This is a genomic window from Arthrobacter echini, from assembly GCF_004803505.1.
Classification (GTDB): Bacteria; Actinomycetota; Actinomycetes; order Actinomycetales; family Micrococcaceae; genus Arthrobacter_D; species Arthrobacter_D echini.
Window position 1 is genome coordinate 312653 of record NZ_SSWH01000002.1, and the last position, 16863, is coordinate 329515.

General features: G+C 68.4%; 17 protein-coding genes and 1 pseudogene. 10 read left to right on the plus strand and 8 right to left on the minus strand.

Features of this window, described 5'->3' with window-relative positions; translation table 11 throughout:
* Window positions 1–231 precede the first annotated feature (231 nt).
* Entirely contained in the window at window positions 232–972 is a 741-nt protein-coding gene (locus E8P82_RS03825) for a class I SAM-dependent methyltransferase (protein ID WP_136453158.1), read from the plus strand.
* 7 nt (window positions 973–979) lie between these two features.
* Here E8P82_RS03825 and E8P82_RS03830 read toward each other — a convergent pair whose 3' ends face one another.
* Both E8P82_RS03830 and E8P82_RS03835 read right to left on the minus strand, forming a co-directional pair.
* Window positions 980–2530, minus strand: a complete 1551-nt coding sequence (locus tag E8P82_RS03830; RefSeq protein WP_136453159.1) for a DUF6297 family protein — start codon at window positions 2528–2530, stop codon at window positions 980–982.
* A complete protein-coding gene (locus E8P82_RS03835) occupies window positions 2517–3203 on the minus strand; it encodes an ABC transporter ATP-binding protein (RefSeq protein ID WP_246020928.1) in 687 nt (228 codons plus the stop codon). The genes E8P82_RS03830 and E8P82_RS03835 overlap by 14 nt, the downstream gene beginning before the upstream one ends.
* Window positions 3204–3336: 133 nt before the next feature.
* Here E8P82_RS03835 and glsA point away from each other — a divergent pair, with 133 nt between their 5' ends.
* Window positions 3337–5151, plus strand: a complete 1815-nt coding sequence (glsA, locus tag E8P82_RS03840) for a glutaminase A (RefSeq protein ID WP_136453160.1) — start codon at window positions 3337–3339, stop codon at window positions 5149–5151.
* 19 nt (window positions 5152–5170) lie between these two features.
* Here the strand turns inward: glsA and E8P82_RS03845 are convergent, their stop codons facing one another.
* Entirely contained in the window at window positions 5171–5674 is a 504-nt protein-coding gene (locus tag E8P82_RS03845; protein WP_136453161.1) for an SRPBCC family protein, read from the minus strand.
* 190 nt (window positions 5675–5864) lie between these two features.
* Here E8P82_RS03845 and E8P82_RS03850 point away from each other — a divergent pair, with 190 nt between their 5' ends.
* The 6 genes and pseudogenes from E8P82_RS03850 (at window position 5865) to E8P82_RS15550 (ending at window position 10092) form a co-directional block, all read left to right on the plus strand.
* Window positions 5865–6713 carry an NAD-dependent epimerase/dehydratase family protein gene (locus E8P82_RS03850; RefSeq protein ID WP_136453162.1) on the plus strand — a complete coding sequence of 283 codons (849 nt, stop codon included), beginning with the start codon at window positions 5865–5867 and terminating at the stop codon, window positions 6711–6713.
* Window positions 6714–6887: 174 nt separating this feature from the next.
* Entirely contained in the window at window positions 6888–7505 is a 618-nt protein-coding gene (locus tag E8P82_RS03855) for a TetR/AcrR family transcriptional regulator (RefSeq protein WP_136453163.1), read from the plus strand.
* Window positions 7506–7567: 62 nt separating this feature from the next.
* On the plus strand, window positions 7568–8473 hold the full coding sequence (locus tag E8P82_RS03860; protein WP_136453164.1) for an ABC transporter ATP-binding protein: 906 nt from the start codon (window positions 7568–7570) through the stop codon (window positions 8471–8473).
* A gap of 39 nt (window positions 8474–8512) precedes the next feature.
* The gene (locus tag E8P82_RS03865) at window positions 8513–9358 is read left to right on the plus strand and encodes an ABC transporter permease (protein WP_136453165.1); all 846 of its coding nucleotides are present in this window, start codon (window positions 8513–8515) and stop codon (window positions 9356–9358) included.
* Window positions 9359–9413: 55 nt separating this feature from the next.
* Window positions 9414–9731, plus strand: a pseudogene (locus E8P82_RS15545) (alpha/beta fold hydrolase); the annotation flags it as partial.
* Window positions 9732–9762: 31 nt separating this feature from the next.
* Window positions 9763–10092, plus strand: coding sequence for an alpha/beta fold hydrolase (locus tag E8P82_RS15550; RefSeq protein ID WP_342773220.1), 330 nt, complete (start codon window positions 9763–9765; stop codon window positions 10090–10092).
* A gap of 365 nt (window positions 10093–10457) precedes the next feature.
* Here the strand turns inward: E8P82_RS15550 and E8P82_RS03880 are convergent, their stop codons facing one another.
* Entirely contained in the window at window positions 10458–11810 is a 1353-nt protein-coding gene (locus E8P82_RS03880; protein WP_168796479.1) for an HNH endonuclease signature motif containing protein, read from the minus strand.
* 90 nt (window positions 11811–11900) lie between these two features.
* On the opposite strand from E8P82_RS03880, the gene E8P82_RS03885 reads away from it, so the two are divergent.
* Both E8P82_RS03885 and E8P82_RS03890 read left to right on the plus strand, forming a co-directional pair.
* On the plus strand, window positions 11901–12143 hold the full coding sequence (locus E8P82_RS03885; RefSeq protein ID WP_168796467.1) for an aromatic-ring hydroxylase C-terminal domain-containing protein: 243 nt from the start codon (window positions 11901–11903) through the stop codon (window positions 12141–12143).
* Between the two features lie 125 nt (window positions 12144–12268).
* The gene (locus E8P82_RS03890; protein WP_136453168.1) at window positions 12269–12655 is read left to right on the plus strand and encodes a YciI family protein; all 387 of its coding nucleotides are present in this window, start codon (window positions 12269–12271) and stop codon (window positions 12653–12655) included.
* Between the two features lie 44 nt (window positions 12656–12699).
* On the opposite strand, the gene E8P82_RS03895 is transcribed toward E8P82_RS03890, so the two are convergent.
* The 4 genes from E8P82_RS03895 to E8P82_RS03910 form a co-directional block, all read right to left on the minus strand.
* Entirely contained in the window at window positions 12700–13491 is a 792-nt protein-coding gene (locus tag E8P82_RS03895; RefSeq protein WP_136453169.1) for an ABC transporter permease subunit, read from the minus strand.
* Entirely contained in the window at window positions 13491–14411 is a 921-nt protein-coding gene (locus E8P82_RS03900; RefSeq protein ID WP_136453170.1) for an ABC transporter ATP-binding protein, read from the minus strand. The genes E8P82_RS03895 and E8P82_RS03900 overlap by 1 nt, the downstream gene beginning before the upstream one ends.
* Window positions 14412–14624: 213 nt before the next feature.
* Entirely contained in the window at window positions 14625–15599 is a 975-nt protein-coding gene (locus E8P82_RS03905) for a D-2-hydroxyacid dehydrogenase (RefSeq protein ID WP_136453171.1), read from the minus strand.
* Window positions 15596–16819, minus strand: a complete 1224-nt coding sequence (locus E8P82_RS03910) for an AI-2E family transporter (protein WP_168796480.1) — start codon at window positions 16817–16819, stop codon at window positions 15596–15598. The genes E8P82_RS03905 and E8P82_RS03910 overlap by 4 nt, the downstream gene beginning before the upstream one ends.
* Between the last annotated feature and the right edge of the window lie 44 nt (window positions 16820–16863).

Here is a 16863-nt window from a genome sequence, read left to right on the forward strand (position 1 = left end):
CAGTACGTGATCATCCTGCACAGGTCCACATGGTCGATTCGGGGAGCTTCGTCGAGAGGTGCCACTCCAGCGGCTCCCACACACGACGTCGAACACCACAGCGCGGGTTCCGGCAGGAACAGTGATCCCTGACATGGTTCAGTCCCTCGTTGTGCTCAGCGTACGCAGGTCAGTCACCGACCGTTGCGGACTCACTACACTGAATCGCGTGCTGCTCAGGACACATCGCGCGTGAGCGCCTCAGACTTCTATACCGGGATCGTCCCCGAAATCTACACCGCGCTGCGGGGCACCACCTTCGACGCCGCCCGCTACGTCGAGTTCGTCGGACAGGCGGGGCAACCAGCGCTCGAGCTCGGGTGCGGCGACGACGGGCCGTTCTTCGAGCTCCTTCGGCGCGGTGTCGACGTCGACGGCGTCGACTCGTCGCAGGACATGCTCGATCGCTGCCACGCACGCGCCGATGCGGAAGGTCTGCAGGTGCGCACCTACTGCCAGCCGATGCAGGAGCTGGCCTTGCCCCGCACCTACCGGGCGATCTATCTGGTCGGACCGACGTTCACCCTGCTTCCCGACGACGACGCCGCGTACCGGACCCTGCAAGGCATCGCCGCTCATCTTCATCCGGACGGGCGGGCCATGGTGCCGCTCTGGATCCCGGAGCCTACCCCGGCCGAGGAGTTCGGTCGCGTGCGCGAAGCAAGGACCGCCGACGGGGCGCTGGCCCGCTACACGATCGAGTCCGAGGAGTACGACAGCAGCACTCTCCGAACGCGCCGGACCCACACGCGCTACGAGCTGCAGAGGGACGATCAGATGGAACGGGTGGACCGCGTGTGGACCATCCACTGGCACGATCCCGACCAGTTCGTGGATCTCGCCCGGTCCGCAGGGCTTGTCGTCGCCCGCATGGACCCGCTCGAGGACCGGGAGTTCACCGGATACCTCCGGAGGACCGGGACAACAGGCTAGGAGTTCTTCAGCGGGCGGATGCCTGTACGAGGACGGCAACCGCGCTCGCGATGACCTGCGCAATGAGGAGCCAGGGGTGAACAGCTCCGAGGTAGAGGGCGAGCAGGATCGGGATCATCGCCACGACGGTGATGTCCGTGCCACTCAGGAGTGATGCCGCCTGACCCTGGGGTACGGGTCCGAACGGCGTCTCCACGGGCGGCGTGCTCCAGTCCGTCGGCGGACGCGTCGCAGCCCGCACTGCTCCTGCTCCCATACCAGGGCCTGCGATGACGCCCAGCAGGACGAGGGACGCGGGTCCGGCGCCCAGCCCGACGAGCACGGCGACCAGTGCACCCATCCACAGCACCATGGCCAGGGCGGGCATGAGTATTCTGCTGCACCGGACCAGGAACGGGCTGATGGGCAGAAGCGTGTCGAGCTCGGCGACGACCGCGATGCGCCGGGCAACTGTCCCGGTCCCCGCGCTCACGCTGCAGCCGGCAACGAGGACGACGCCGAGCACGACGACCACGGGAAGAGCCGGCGTGAGCAGGGCCAGGCCCAGGCAGATGCCCCACCACGTCAGCGCGGCGATGGGCAGGGGCTGCAGACGGAGAAACGCCACGACGTCCGCGCGCACGAGCGCCGCGACGGCCGAATGGGTGGGGCGTGCGTAGTACCGACGTCCGCGCCGGCTGGCACTGTGGCGTGGCGGTGATGTGAGGGCACGCCGCAGCTCATTGGTGTCGACGAAGAAGATGGAGGCCGCGGCGTGTCCGGAGACAGCGCCGCCTCGCTGGAGCTCGACGCCGGGCACGTCACCGACGCGGGGTATCACCTGGGCGAGGAGAACTGCGGCCGTGATGAGCACCAGCACAAGGGGCCAGGCAGTGGCCGTCAGGAAGGGCAGGAGGGCCACGGGGACGAGCCCGAGGACGATCCAGGTCCGCGGTGTGGGTGAAGCCGAGGGCCGTAGTTGCAGGATCGCCGCACCGGCCACGGCGAGGACGGCCCCGACGCCGAAGACCAGCGCCGAACTCGCGTGCACCGTCGGTGAGCGGTCGGGCGACGTCAGGACACTGAAGGGAACGTAGGCCAGGAAGGCGATGCCACCCGAGGCCATGAGCCGCCTGCGGAAGGCCGGTAGGACCATGCGCCCACGCCCGATCGGCAGGGGCAGCCACCAAGCTCCTTCGGCCCTGGTCACCGTAACGGGCCCCAGACGGCGGGCCAGCGACATGATGCCGACCAGGGCCAGACAGGTCAGGACCAGCCAGACGACATCGGCGGGCACCACCTGCCAGCGTGCCGCCACCAGATCCGTGTCGCCGAGACTCCGTCCTGCCAGCTCATCGCGAAGGGTGAGGACGAACGAGACGGCGATCATCAGGACGACCCCGAGGGCGAGCGCGTTCGAGTAGACGTCGACGAACACATCGCGCGCCGAGGTATGAGCCCTGTGGTACTGCCGGGAGGCGGACCGCGTGAAGTCGACGATCTCCCGGGTCAGGAGCTGCGAAGGCCCATCGGAGGACGACGACCCCGAGGAGCGGCGAGCTGACTCAGGAACCCGCAATGAACTGCGCTCCCCGCTCGGTGTCGACCTGCTCCACGACCTCGTCGATCACCAGGCAGGCCGTTGCTGCCTGTACGAGCAGTCGGGGGTCGTGCGTGACCAGGACGACGGCGGTCCCGGCGTCGGCCCGCTGCCGGATGCGTTCTGCCAGCCCCTCGCGCATCACCGGGTCCAGACGCTGTTCCGGCTCATCGAGGATCAGCAGGGACGACGGGCGGATGAAGGCGGCGGCAAGCAGCAGGCGCCTGCGCTGTCCCGACGACACCACGTCGGGTACGACGCCTGCCTTGTCCTCAAGACCGAAGAACCCCAGCTCCGCATCGACTGCTTCCTCCGGAGAGCCGAGCGAATGGCCCCGCGCCACCAGCAGCAGATGCTCCCGGATCGTCAGGGAAGGAAAGAACACGTCCTCGTCGAACAATACCGCGACCTGACGCCGGAACCCGGCAGAATCGGGCATCACCGGCAGGCCCAGCACACGCAGCTCCCCTGCCAGTGGCTCCTGCCGCCCGGCTACCGTACGTGCCACGGTGGACTTCCCGGCACCGTTGAATCCCACCACCGCCAGGACCTCGCCCGGCATCATCCGGAAGGAGACCTCCCCGCACACCGGACGTCCCGCGTACCCCACGAGAAGCCGATCGGCCTCGAGCGCTTCCCCCACAGCTGCCATCCTCCAACCCTAGATGTTCTGTGTCATGACGCGGGAGACATGCCCGTTCGGCAGCGCTGAGCCCAGCAGCGCTGAGCCGCACGCGGCAGAGGAACGGCAGGAGCGCGCCGTCCAGCACCCTACGCTGGAGAGCATGGAATCTCCGATCGAGAACTACCTGAGAATCATCCATGAGGAGATCTCCGACCTACGGGACGGCAAGCCCTACAGCACCATCCCGGCGATGGCCTCGGTCAACCCCGACAATTTCGGTATCTGCCTCACCACCGTGGACGGCTACATGTACGAGGTCGGGGACACGCGTGAGGAGTTCACGATCCAGTCGATCTCCAAGCCCTTCACCTACGGACTGGCCCTGTCCGATCTCGGGATGGACGCCGTCGACGCCAAGGTCGACGTCGAACCCTCCGGGGATGCCTTCAACGAGATCTCGCTCGCCCCGGGCACGGGGCGTCCCTCGAACGCGATGATCAACGCCGGTGCCCTGACGGCGACCTCGCTGATCCGCTCCCGCGGAGGTAACACCCGGTTCAAGCGCATCGCGAACCTGTACTCGCAGTTCGCCGGCAGGCAGCTCGGCGTCGACGAGGAGATCTACCGGTCCGAGCTCGACCACGGCCACCGGAACCGGGCACTGGCCTATCTCCTGCGCTCCTTCGAGATCATCGAGAACGACCCGACGCCCGTGGTCGAGGACTACTTCAGGCAGTGCTCGGTCATGGTCAACTGCATGGACCTGTCGGTGATGGCAGCGACGCTCGCCAACTCGGGCCGCAACCCGATGACGGGTGTCCAGGTCATGGATCTCCTCCCGGTCGAGCGCGTCCTCTCCGTCATGACCACGTGCGGCATGTACGACGACGCCGGTGCCTGGCTCACCTCGGTGGGTATGCCGGCCAAGAGCGGCGTGGGCGGCGGGACCATCGCCGTCCTGCCCGGCCAGGTGGGCCTGGCCGTCTACTCCCCTCCCCTCGACGACCACGGCAACAGCGTTCGCGGCGTTGCGACGAGCCAGCGACTGTCCAGGGACATGGAGCTGCATTTCGTCCGTGCAGCCCGTGCCGGACGCTCGGCCATCCGTGCCAGCTACGACATCACGGCCGCACCGTCGGGTATCCGGCGCGCGGACGAGGCCGTCGAGGTCCTGCGCGAGGAGGGGCACCGGGCCATGGTCATCGAACTCAACGGAGATCTCCTGTTCGCCGGCACGGAATCCATGGTGCGGGAACTGAGCAGTCTGGCCGAGGACGTCGCCTACGTGATCCTGGACCTGCGCCGCGTGGACGAGGTCGCCGACGTCTCCCTCCGTCTGCTCGGCGAGGCCCGGGAGAATCTCCTCGACTCGGGCTGCGAGCTCGTCCTGATCGACCGCGAGAACACCCTCGCCGAGACGTTCAGGGACGTGGAACGCCCGGTGCCCACGTTCGACACGCGCACCGCGGCCGTCGAGTGGTGCGAGAACGAGCTCATCGCCCGGTACGGAGAACATCTGGTCCTGCCGACCGAGGTCGAGGTGGGCCAGTGCGTGGCGCTGAGCCCTCTCAAGCCCGCGCACCTCGCCGCCCTGACCCATCGCATGGAGGAGCGCATCTACGAGAAGGGCCAGGTGGTCCGTCGTGTCGGACAGTCCTTCGGCGGCGTGTTCTTCATTCTCGCCGGGAAGATCCTCACGTCGGCGCCCGGCCCCACCGGCGAGCGCCTGAGGCTGAGCACTCTCAGTGCCGGTATGACGTTCGGCGAGCTGGCCCTCGGCAGTGACGATCGCCAGGAGACCACCGTCAAGGCGCTGGAACGCACGCGCGTCGACGTCCTGACCGCGCAGACCATCGAGGAGATCGAGGAGGAGGATCCCCGGCTCGCCGCGGAACTCTGGAAAGCGCTGACCCGCGACGCCTACTCCCGGGTGGACCTCTATCTGCGCGAGACCGCGGTGCGCATGCGCGACTAGATGCGCCGCCCCGGCCAGGTCAACGCACGACGTCGGCTTCGGCGACCACCTTCAGCTTCCGGAGGGTGCGGCGGATGTTGCCGCGCTGGAAGTCCGCGAAGGTCCTGCCTCCGGTGACGGCGGAGTCGAAGACCCGGGCGACGACGTCGGGCCAGGGCCTGTCGTCGGTCCACGTCTCGGTGACGAGGGTCCCGCCGTCGTGGTCCTCGAAGGTGTACTGCCAGGAGGCGATCCGCGCAGGAAGCCGTCGCTTCGGCCCGCCGATCTCATGCACGCGGAAGGCGAAGACCCGGCCCGGCTCCGCACGGGTGACGGTGCAGAGCGTGCTCCAGCTGACCCGGCCGCGCGTATTCGAACCGATGAACTCGTCCCCCACCTCGGCTGCGCCCTCGCGCCGGCGCGTAGCCCCCTTGTTCTCGGGGCTCCACTCACCCATTCTCGTGACATCGCCGATCATCCCGTACAGCTCCGACGGTGATCGGTCGATCACCACGCTGTCCGCTACGGATCTCGTGCGTCCCATGCATTCCCCCTGGTGTCCCTCATGCGCTGTACCCGGATGCGTCCGGCTCGGTCGCGGGCCAGTCTACGGGCGGGAGCCCTCCGAGGTGAGCACGGGTGGGAGACCGGTTCGATCGATCCAGTCGGTACGACACCTAGACTGACCTCGGCACGGCCAGGGCGACCGCAGCCGACAGAGGACGGAACACGTGATGACGGTACTGATAGCGGGCTGTGGCGATCTGGGGACCGAGGTGGGGCTGCGGATGGCGGCCCGGGGTGAACGCGTGATCGGCTGGCGGCGCTCCCCTCACCACCTGCCCGCCGGGATCGAACCTGTCACCGCCGACCTCACGCAGCAGCTGCCGGCGATCCCGCAGGACACCGACGTCGTCGTCATCGCCACCGCCGCCGGTGAGCGCACGGAGGAGGCCTACCGCAGCGCCTATGTGGACGCGACGGCCAATGTCCTCGATGCTCTCGAGCGGGACGGCGTCCGGCCGCGGCGTGTCCTCTTCGTCTCCTCGACAGCAGTGTACGGGGACTTCGACGGCGCCTGGGTCACCGAGGAATCGCCTGCGGAGAGCGCGAGTCCCACAGCCCGTCAGGTCAGAACGGCCGAGCGGGTCCTCCTGGAGCGGCTCCCCGCCCAGGGGCTCGTCCTCCGCCTCGCGGGGATCTACGGGCCCGGACGCACACGGCTGATCGACCAGGTCACCGACGGAACGGCAGTGCTCCCGACCGAGATGCAGTGGACCAATCGCATTCATCGTGACGATGCGGCTGCGGCCATCGTGCATCTCGTGACGTCGGTGGATTCCCCGGAGCAGATCTATCTCGGCGCGGACGAGGAGCCGGTGGATCTCGGCGAGGTGCTGCAGTTCATCGCGCGCGAGGTGGGTGTGCCCGACCCGCGGCGCGGTGAGACGTCGGCGACCCGTGGTGGCGCGCGCCGCGTGGACAGCAGCCTCCTGCGGTCCACGGGTTTCTCCTTCACCTACCCGACCTATCGTCAGGGATACCGGGCCGTCCTCGCCGGGAAAGGTGTCAGGCACCGGTAGAAGGCGCGACGACGGCACGCCTACGGGCGCGCCGCGGCCGCCCCGACCTCAAAGGGGACCGGACGCAGATGCTCGCATCCCCGGCTGTGCAGTGCCGGCAGGACCATCGTCAGCTGTCGTAGCGTTCGTGGCGTACCCCTTCCCTGAACTATCCGCGCGTACTAACATCTGACCATGCGGTCAGACGAGATGGATCGGCCCCGGACCTTCACCGAAGAGGCACGCCGCGCGCAGATCATGCGTTGCGCCATCGAGGCCCTGGCGGAGCTGGGGTTCTCCGGCAGTTCACTGGCGGAGATCGCACGAAGAGCAGGTGTGAGCAAGGGCGTGGTGTCCTACTACTTCGCGGGGAAGGACGAGCTTCTCGGGCAGGTGCTGTTCGACGTGTACGCCAGGGCGGGCGCGGCCATTGCGGAGCGGATCGGCCATGCGAATGATCCGGCGGTCGTCATCCGGGGCTACCTGGAGGCCAATCTGTCCTTCCTCGCGGAGAATCTGGCGGACATCCGCGCTGTCGTCGAGATCGCCGCCAATGCGCGCAGCCCCGACGGCTCGCTGAGATTCGCCGTCCCCGGAGAGGATCCTGTCCTTGCGCATCTGCAGTCGCTGCTCCAGGCGGGCAAGGACACAGGGCGCTTCGGTGAGGTCGACTCCCGCTCGATGGCGGTGCTCATCCGAGGCGCCATCGATACCGCCTCCGGTCGGCTCGTCGGTGACCCGGCTTTCGATCTGGAGGCCTATACCCGGCAACTGGTCGACGTCGTCGACCTGGCACTGCGGCCGGCCACCTGAGGAAACAGACCGTCGGGATCCTGATCGAGGAACACCGGGCTACGACGTGGAAGGACGAACCCATGGCTGGAGCCGCCGTGATCGAGATCGATCACCTGCACAAGACCTACGGACGGACCGTCGCCGTCGATGACGTGTCCCTGCGCGTCGAGGAGGGAGAGATCTTCGGCATCCTGGGGCCCAACGGCGCGGGGAAGACCACGACGGTGGAGGCCATGGTGGGCCTGACACCCGTCGACGCCGGCCGGATCCGAGTGCTCGGGCTCGACCCGCACCGCGAAACCGCCCGGGTGCGTGAACTCGTCGGGATACAGCTCCAGCAGGTCCGCCTCCCGACCAGATTGCGCGTGAGCGAGGCACTCGAGCTGTACGCCTCCTTCTACGCCGGCCCCGCCGATACCGACGACCTGATGGACCTGCTGGGTCTGACCGAACAGCGGCGGACCGCCTTCGCGGAGCTCTCCGGCGGCCAGCAGCAACGGCTCTCGATCGCGCTGGCGCTGGTGGGCAACCCCCGGATCGCAGTCCTCGACGAGCTGACCACGGGCCTGGATCCGCAGGCCCGCCGGAATACCTGGGAGCTGATCGAGCAGATCCGGCGTCGCGGCGTCACCATCGTGCTGGTCACGCACTACATGGACGAGGCCGAACACCTCTGTGACCACCTCGCCGTCATCAACCACGGCAGGGTGCAGGCCACCGGCCGGCCACGCGAGCTGGTCTCCGGTGACAGCGCCACCACCTATGTGATCGACCTCTCCGACACCGCTGCACAGGCGGACGCCCCGCACGTCGCTGCCGCGCTCGGCACACACGTCCGGACGGGACCCGGACGTCTCGAGGTCACCGGCGGACCGCGCGAGCTCACCGCCGCGCTGACGGCGCTGGTCGACGCCGGCGTCGTACCTGCCCGAATCCGTACGCGCAGTCTCGACGACGTCTTCGTCGACCTGACCCGCGACCTATGACACCCCTGATTCCACACCGTCACGAAAGAGGCGTCCGCGATGACGCAGGAGAACCATCACGACCTCACCGGGCACCCCGACGAGCGTCATCGGGGTACCCGACCACAGCCGGAGATCGCGTCCCGTCACCGCCGTGCGACGGTGGAATTGCTGCGCAGCGAGGCGCGCCTGTATCTGCGCGACGGCCCGGCGGCCACCTTCGCGCTACTCATCCCGGCCCTCGTCCTGGTCGGCACTGGGCTGGTCATCCCCGGCATGCGCACCACCGTCAGCGCTCCCGGCACGGCGTGGGACGGGCTGCCCATGATCCAGACGTTCACGCCGTCGGTGCTGACCATGGCCCTGGCCACACCCGCCCTGTCGACGCTGCCGGTGGTCATCGCCACCTACCGTGAACGCGGGGTCCTCCGCCGGCTCTCCACGACCCCCGCCAGGCCCGCGTCCCTGTTGATCGTCCAGGTGGCCATCAACGTGGGTGCGTTCCTGGTCGCGGCGGTCCTGGCCCTCTCCATCGCGGCGATGGTCTTCGGTTCCCCCGCGCCCCGCCAGCTCGCCGTCGCCGGCTTCGCCCTCGTCCTCGGTGCCGTCGCGGTCTTCGGGCTGGGCCTGCTCGTGGCGGCCCGCGTCCGTACCGGCACCGCCGCCTCCGGTGTCGGGATGCTGCTGTACTTCCCGCTGCTGTTCCTGGCAGGCATGTGGACCCCCGGTCCCCTCATGCCCGAGTGGGCGCAGACGATCGCCACCTGGACGCCGGCGGGGGCCGTCAGCCAGGCCCTGAACTCCGCCTGGTTCGCCACCGAGGTCCCCGCGCTGCAACTCGTCGTGCTCGCCGGCTGGACCATGGTGCTCTACCCGATCGCGGCCCGGATCTTCCGGTGGACCTGACCTCGTACCGGGAACCGCCCGGAAATCGCAGTGACATCAGCTGTCAGGAGGAGACATGGCCACGTTCGTACTCATTCCAGGGGGTGGCGGAGCCGCCTGGTACTGGCACCTTGTCGTCCCGGAGCTGGAGATCGCCGGACACGAGGCCATTGCTGTCGACATCCCGGAAGACGATCCATCCCTGGGCCTGCCTGAATACGCTCAGGCCGTCGACCTCGCTGTCGGCGAGCGGACGGACGTCGTACTCGCAGCCCACTCGATGGGCGCATTCACGGCACCGGTCGTCGCCACGCGCAGACCCGTCCGGCTCGTGGCGTTGATCAACGCCATGGTGCCCGTGCCAGGGGAGACGCCGGGTCGATGGTGGGAGAACACTGGTCAGCCTGCCGCCCTGCAAGCCGCCGATGAACGGGCTGGACGCCGTGGCGGCTTTTCCGAAGCGACTCATTTCCTGCACGACGTGCACGAGGAGATCCTGGCAGGCGCCCCGGACGAGCGGGGCCCGGCAGAGACCCCCTTCGGGCAGGCCTGTGACTTCCCGAAGGTGGGAGGGCATCCCGGTGCGGAGCCTCATCGGCACCGGTGACCGGTTCTTCCCTCCGGAGTTCCAGCACCACCTCGCTCGCGAAAGGCTGGGCATCATCCCCGACGAGCTCCCCGGCAGACACCTCATCGCGCTGGCCAACCCGCGGGGTGTAGCGCAATGGCTCCTGACCATTGCTGCGCGGGCCTGAGACAAAACGCTGTTGTCGAATCAGGGGCTGGCTGTGTCTCGACGCATCGACCGCACTCGGCTGCAGGGAAGACGCTGCTGTCAAGGAAGCCACTGCTGTCAAGGAAGCCACTGCTCAAAGGCGGCATCAGCGAATCGGGTCCGGGTCGTCGGTCGTGTCGCCGGCCAGCACTGCAAGATCCTGGCGGAGCCCGGAGTCCGCCTGGGTACGAGCCAGGCGTCGGTTCAGCTCGGTGCTGGCGATCGGCGCGCGGCGGGGGCTCCATTTCTCTCGCGGTGGATGCGGCCGTCGCTGTACCACGTGTAGAGGCCGATTATCACACCGCCCGGAAGGAGGAGTGGCTGTGCGAGCAGGCGTCGGTGGTGCTAGCTGCGCCAGACCGGTGAGGTTCCGACGTCCGCGGTGGCGCCTGTGGGCGGACTCGTGCCGTTCAACAGGAACCGATGATGCAGTCTCGGGGCACGCAGCGGGTCGATCTGGCGCGGCGGAACGAACCACGGCAACCCTGTTCCGGGGTCGATCAGGACCTGCCACTGCACCTGCTCCGACTTGTTCGGATCCGGTTCCACGAGTCGATGATGGTACGGGCACAGCAGAACCCCGTTCGCCACGCAGGTGGTCCCGCCGGCCCACCACGGCCGCGTGTGGTGACCCTCGCACGCGGCAGGTGGGGCATCGCAGCCGGGGAACACGCATCCCTGATCGCGCAACACCAGGGCGGCCCGGATGGGCCTGGTGAAGAACCGGTGCGTCCGACCGACGTCCAGCACCTCCGAGGCCCCGCCCAGCACGGTGGGGGTGATGTGCGCGTCGCACGACAGGCGCCTGGCCTCCCCCGCGGACAGCGGCTCCCCGCAGGCCAGCACGGTGCCCGCCCTCATCCCTTGGACCAGTGCATCCAGCCCGAGGGTCACCAGTACCTGCGGCCGGTCCCCACCCACGGCGGGGAGCTCCCCGGAGGCGGCGACGATGCTGCACCACCGCACCAGGGCGTCGGCCCTCCGTGCCTGCCGGTCGGGAAGCTCACCCGCCAACCGATAGGAGGCCGCCGACGGCGTCAGAGCAGTCAGCTGCGTGAGGAACAACTCTCCGTCGGCAATCGGCAGCTGGCCGCGGATCAGCATTGACCCGTGATGATCCGGCACCACCACCAGAGCGCGCCGCGCGTGGGCGATCCGGGCGTCGCGCTCGATGCGGCCGGCCTCCAGAGCCTCTGCCCGCTCCGGGTCGATCACCTCGGCCATCCGCTCGGCGACGACGCGCAGCTCGTCGGGATCCAGTCGATCAGCGAAAGCAATCAGTTCGGCCTGGCATTCCTCCAGCTGCAGTCGAGTCAATACCACCGGCAGGTGCTTCAGCCCTGCGACGATCGCGCGGGCCTGCGATTCCGACACCACGCCGTCGCGCCATGCCTGCGCAATCAGGGGGAACCGATCCGACAGATCACAGGCCAGCCGCACGTCCCGGCGCGAGGAGGAACGCGACACTCGATTCGTGGAATGGAGCCGCTCGGCCACGCTCAGCCCCGGCTCACCGCTCAGCTGCGCCTCGAGCAGCAGGTTCATCCGGACGCCCTGAAGACGGTCACACAACCTGTCGATACGGGACACGACCTCCAACGCTCTGGAAGCGTTCCCCCTCACCGTCACCGCCAGAGCCGCGACCTCATCCAGAACAGCGCCCAGCTGTTCCGAGCCCGCCTCCGCGATGTCCTTCATGGCAACAATTCTCGCAGTCGCCACGGACAGAAATCGAACACTTGAACTAATTGTGGATAGCGCGGCAAGCATTACTCTTCTGTCACCAACATGCTCAACCACTTCTCGCAGGGACAGTCGCAGGAGCATGCCGACGTCGTGCTGATGCCCAACCATTCACAGCTGGACGGGGACAACTGCAACAGATACCGGATCAGGGCTGAATGTCGATGGTGCCGGGACGCCCCGGCGGTGCTGCTGCGACCGGGCGGGCACGTCGTGTGGGTCGGCATCGACCAGTCCGATCTCCTCACCCACCTGCCCCGGTGGTTCGGAGCCGCAGCCCGGTTGTGAACGGGAGTCCGGGAATAGTGTCGTATCGGGGCGTCGCCGTTCGTGGAACAGGTGTGAGGCCCCGTTCCGGGGTCCGCAGCCGAGGAACCACGCCAGGGACCTCGCAACGACGAGAGGGGAAGACGGTGCCGACCTATCTGATCGCGTTCAACGACGAATGGGTGCCCGACCAGACGCCCGACGAGCTGCACAGCAAGAGCGGGGCGTCGCACGCCCTCCTCGAGGAGATGAGGACGGCCGGCGTCTTCGTCTTCGCGGACGGGGGCATCGACGCCTCGACCGCGCTCTGCAGCGTAGTGAACAAGGACGGCCGGCCCGTGTTCACCGACGGGCCGTATCCCGAGACCAGGGAACACCTCGGCGGGTTCACCGTCGTGGAGGTGCCCGACGACGACGCCGCGCGCTACTGGGCAGGTCGCCTGGCCGTGGCCCTCGACTGGCCGCAGGAGGTCCACCGGTTCCCCGCCGATCTCTCGGAGATCCTCGACCGTCAGGCGCAGGAGAGTGAGTGACATGGCCCGCTACCTGCTGTCCGTGTTCGGGCTACGACATCGGGTCAGGAGCGGAGGTCGCGGCGCGCGAAGGCCAGCAGTGCTGTCGCGACGAACACGGCGGCCAGTGCAGCCAGTAGACCGAGCCCGCCGCCGTCCCACCCCTGGGCCAGGGGCCGCTCGCCGTACGCCCACGAGAACGGTGAGATGTCCGACATCCACGCGTTCTCCTCCGACTGGGCACCGAGGGCGTTGAGCAGGAACGCGACCACACCCACCCCCGCACCGATGCCGAGGGCAGCGACCCGGGAGCCGAACACCGCTCCGCCCATCAGCGCCGCCATGGCGATGGTGAAGGTGAGCAGGACCCAGGCAGCGACCACGGCGACGATGTGACTCCCCTCGAGCCCGAGGTCGAACGGCCCGCTCATGGCAGCCAGCGCCAGTCCGAGGACGACGCCGAGCACGGTCAGGCGCGTGAGGATCGCCAGCGTCCGCTCCGTCACCAGCTGGAGCCGCGAGACCGGGTGGGCGAGCGTGAGTTCGAGCATGCCGGACTCCTCGTCCCCCGCGACGGCCCTGGTTCCCCACGCGACCGCGGCCGCAGTGCCGAGGAAGAACCCGAGCAGGCCGAAGAACGTCGACTGGGCGTAGCCGGCACCCGTGGCGATCTGGTCATAGCCGATGGCCTTGACCATCCCCTCGGGGAGCTGGTCGACCAGCTCCGTCATCCCGGAGGCGGCTCCTCCCAGGGACGGATAGAAGGACAGGTACATGGCCATCACGGCGACGAGGGCGACAGCCCAGATCAGCAGATTTCTCGCTCCGGCACGAAGGAACTGGATCAGAATGGGCATCACGGCACGTCCTTTCCCGAATACATGGCCAGCACCGATTCCTCGAGGTCCGGTTCGGCGAGCACCAGATCGGCCACGGTGAACCGGGCCAGGGCCTTCACCAGATCGTCCGCGTGCCCCTGGACGAGTCCGGAGACGAGCACGTCCTCGCCCTCCACAGAGACGTCCAGGCCGGCGGCGACGTCGGCCATGCGACGATCGACGGTCGCTGCATCGGCGTCGGACAGGCGCGCACGCAAGTGCCGTACCGCCGTCGTGTGCAGCCCTTCGATCGACGCCTCGCGCACGATACTCCCGGACCGCAGGACGACGGCGAGATCGGCCGCCTGCTCCACCTCGGACAGCACGTGGGAGGAGAGGAAGACCGTGGCACCGCCGTCGCGCGCCTCGGACACCAGCTCGAGGAACGTCTGCTGGACGAGGGGATCCAGACCGGAGGTGGGCTCGTCGAGGATGAGCAGCTCGGGCCGATGCATGAAGGCCTGGACGAGACCCAGCTTCTGCTTGTTGCCCTTGCTGAGCTTTCGCGCCGGGCGGTCCAGCGGGATATCGAGGCGCTCGGCCATCGCTTCGGCGCGTCGGTGGACCTGCGTGCGATCACCCGGTGAGATCGACGTCCAGAACTTCAGGTGCGCTCGTCCGGAGAGGCCCGGTTCGACATGGAACTCGCCGGGCAGGTAGCCGATCCGTCCCCGAAGGTCCTTGCCGCCGGCCCGGGGCTCCATCCCGAGTACGGTGATCGACCCCGAGGTGGGACGCAGCACGTCCACCAGCAACCGCATGAGTGTCGTCTTACCCGCGCCGTTGGGTCCGATGACACCGAACACGGTCCCCTGGGGGATCGTGAGGTCCAGCGAATCCAGTGCCAGGACCGATCCGTAGCGCTTGGTCAGTCCGGTGGTGACGACGACGTCCGTCATCACTCCTCCTCGTTCTGGTCCCGCGTTGCCGTGGTCGTGTCCGCCGTAGCCGCCACGTCATCGTGGTGTTGCATGGTCAGTACCCTATTCGAACGTCCGGTGCGTCGACAGGAATCGGCTGGTCCGGCGCTCCCCTGAGAATCGTCATCGACGCCACATCCGCGAACCAACTGCCCCCAGCCGCCAGAAGCGGAGTACGGCAGGAGGCGCCGGTCAGTGGCGGGTCGACGGGACGTATCCGAGGGCCTTGTCGACGACGCCGGGCAGCGGCTCGCCGGCCGACCAGAGCAGGAAGTTCCGCTCGAACTGCGCTGCGAGATCGTCCCGCCACGAATCCGCGTTGCTCGCCATGTGAGGTGTGACGAGGACCGAGGGCAGCGACCACAGGGGGTTGTCCGGGGGCAGGGGTTCGACGGCGAACGTGTCGAGGACGGCCCCGGCCAGCGTGCCGTCCCGCAACCGGGACACGAGCGCTCGCTCGTCGAGCAGCCTGCCGCGGCCCACGTTGATGAGCACGGCCGCATCCGGCAGCGCCCCGATGACCCGGGCGTCGACCAGATTCTCCGTGGCCGGCGTCAATGGGGCGACGAGCACCAGCCAGTCCACGTCGCCGGCCAGCCGGGCCAGGTCCGCTGCGGCGTGGACGCGGCCGAAGTCGTCGTCGTGCTCCGCAGCGACCCGCCCCACGCCCTCCACCCGGACACCGACGGCGCGCAGGAGCCGCGCCGTGTGCCGCCCGATACTGCCCGTGCCCACCACGAGGGCGCGGGTGCCGGCGATGTTGCGGCCCTCACGCCAGACCCAGGTCGCCTCCCGCTGCTGGTCCCGCAGCGGCCCGAAGCCCTTGGCCGCGTGGAGCATCGCCGCGAGCACGTACTCGGCCATGGGCGCATCGAACACGCCGTGCGCATTGGTGACGACGACGTCGGAGGCCACCAGTTCGGGGAAGAGGAGCCTGTCCACACCGGCGGCGGCGCAGTGCAGCCACCGCAGGGATCCGGCGGCGTGCCAGGCCGCCGGCAGCGCGCCGGAGAAGAAGTCCCACAGATAGAGCACGTCCGCTCCATCGAGAGCCTGCACCAGACCCTCCTGCTGCACCACGCGGACCTCGGCGAGCTCCCGGACACGCTCCAGCCGCCGCACCGGATGTGTCCCCTCGAGTACCACGACGACAGGGCGCGGTCTCACGCCGGCGCTCCGGCTGCGGCTGTTCCGTCGAAGTCGTCCTCCGGAGATTCGATGGCGGGGTTCTTCTCGATGGACTGCTCCCGCAGATACTGCAGCACCACGATCACCACCGCCGTCGTCGGCACCGCCAGGAAGGCGCCCACGATCCCGAACAGCGTGCCTCCGGCCGTGACGGACGCGAGGACGACGGCGGGGTGGATCTCCAGGGTCCTCCCGACCAGCAGCGGCTGGATGAAGTTGCTCTCGAGCTGCTGGACCAGCACCACGAGCCCCAACACGATCAGCGCGCTCACCCAGCCGTAGGCGAGGAACGCCACGGCCGTTGCCAGCAGTCCCGAGACGACGGCGCCGACCACGGGGATGAAGGCCGAGAAGAAGACGAGGACGGCGAGCGGTACGGCGAGCGGGATGTCCAGCAGCACCAGCCCGAGACCGATGAACACCGCGTCCACCAGCGCGACGGTCGCCTGGGCGACGATGTAGGAGGAGAGCGCCTTCCAGGTCCCGTTGGCGATCATCGCTGCGTGGCGGTACGCGGTGGAATTGGTCCAGCGCGAGGCCCACGGCATGAAACGGTCGCCGTCCTTGAGGAAGAAGAACGTGAAGACGAGCGTGAGCAGCACCACGATGGTGCCCGAGGTCAGTTCGCTCAACCCGGTGGTGATACCGCTGACGATATTGCCCACGTTGGACTGCAACTGGTTCAGTGCCGTGTCCACCACTCGGTCGAGATTCGCCGAATCGAGATCCAGGGGAAGGCCGCTGACGAGCTCCACCATGTCCCGGACATTCCGCTGCGCCAGGATGGTGAGCTCGGTGATACCGCTCGCGATCGTGGGGAGCGTCAGCGCACCGATCCCGAGGACGACCCCGATGAAACCCAGCAGCGTCAGAAGCGATGCGAGCACCCTGGGAAGGATCATGCGCAGCACCCGGTTCACCGGCCACAGCACCGACGCGAGGAGGAGCGCGAAAAGAGTGGGCAGCACGACCGACCAGAGTGCTCCCGTGACGTACCAGAGGATCACGAGCCCTGCGAGGACGACGATGCTGCGGGCCGTCCAGGAAGCGCTGACCTTCAGTCCGTCGGCGACGGCGTGCGGCCGGAAGCGGCGGGCGGTGGAGGATCCGTGCCGGGCGCCCTCGGGAGCTGGAGCAGGGTCTGCCGGTGCGGGAGCCGTCTGGAGGTGATCCGGAGCATCGGATTCTGCGCGTGTCACGTGGCTATCCTGCCCTAATCGGCGACGTCCGGTGCGGGCAACAC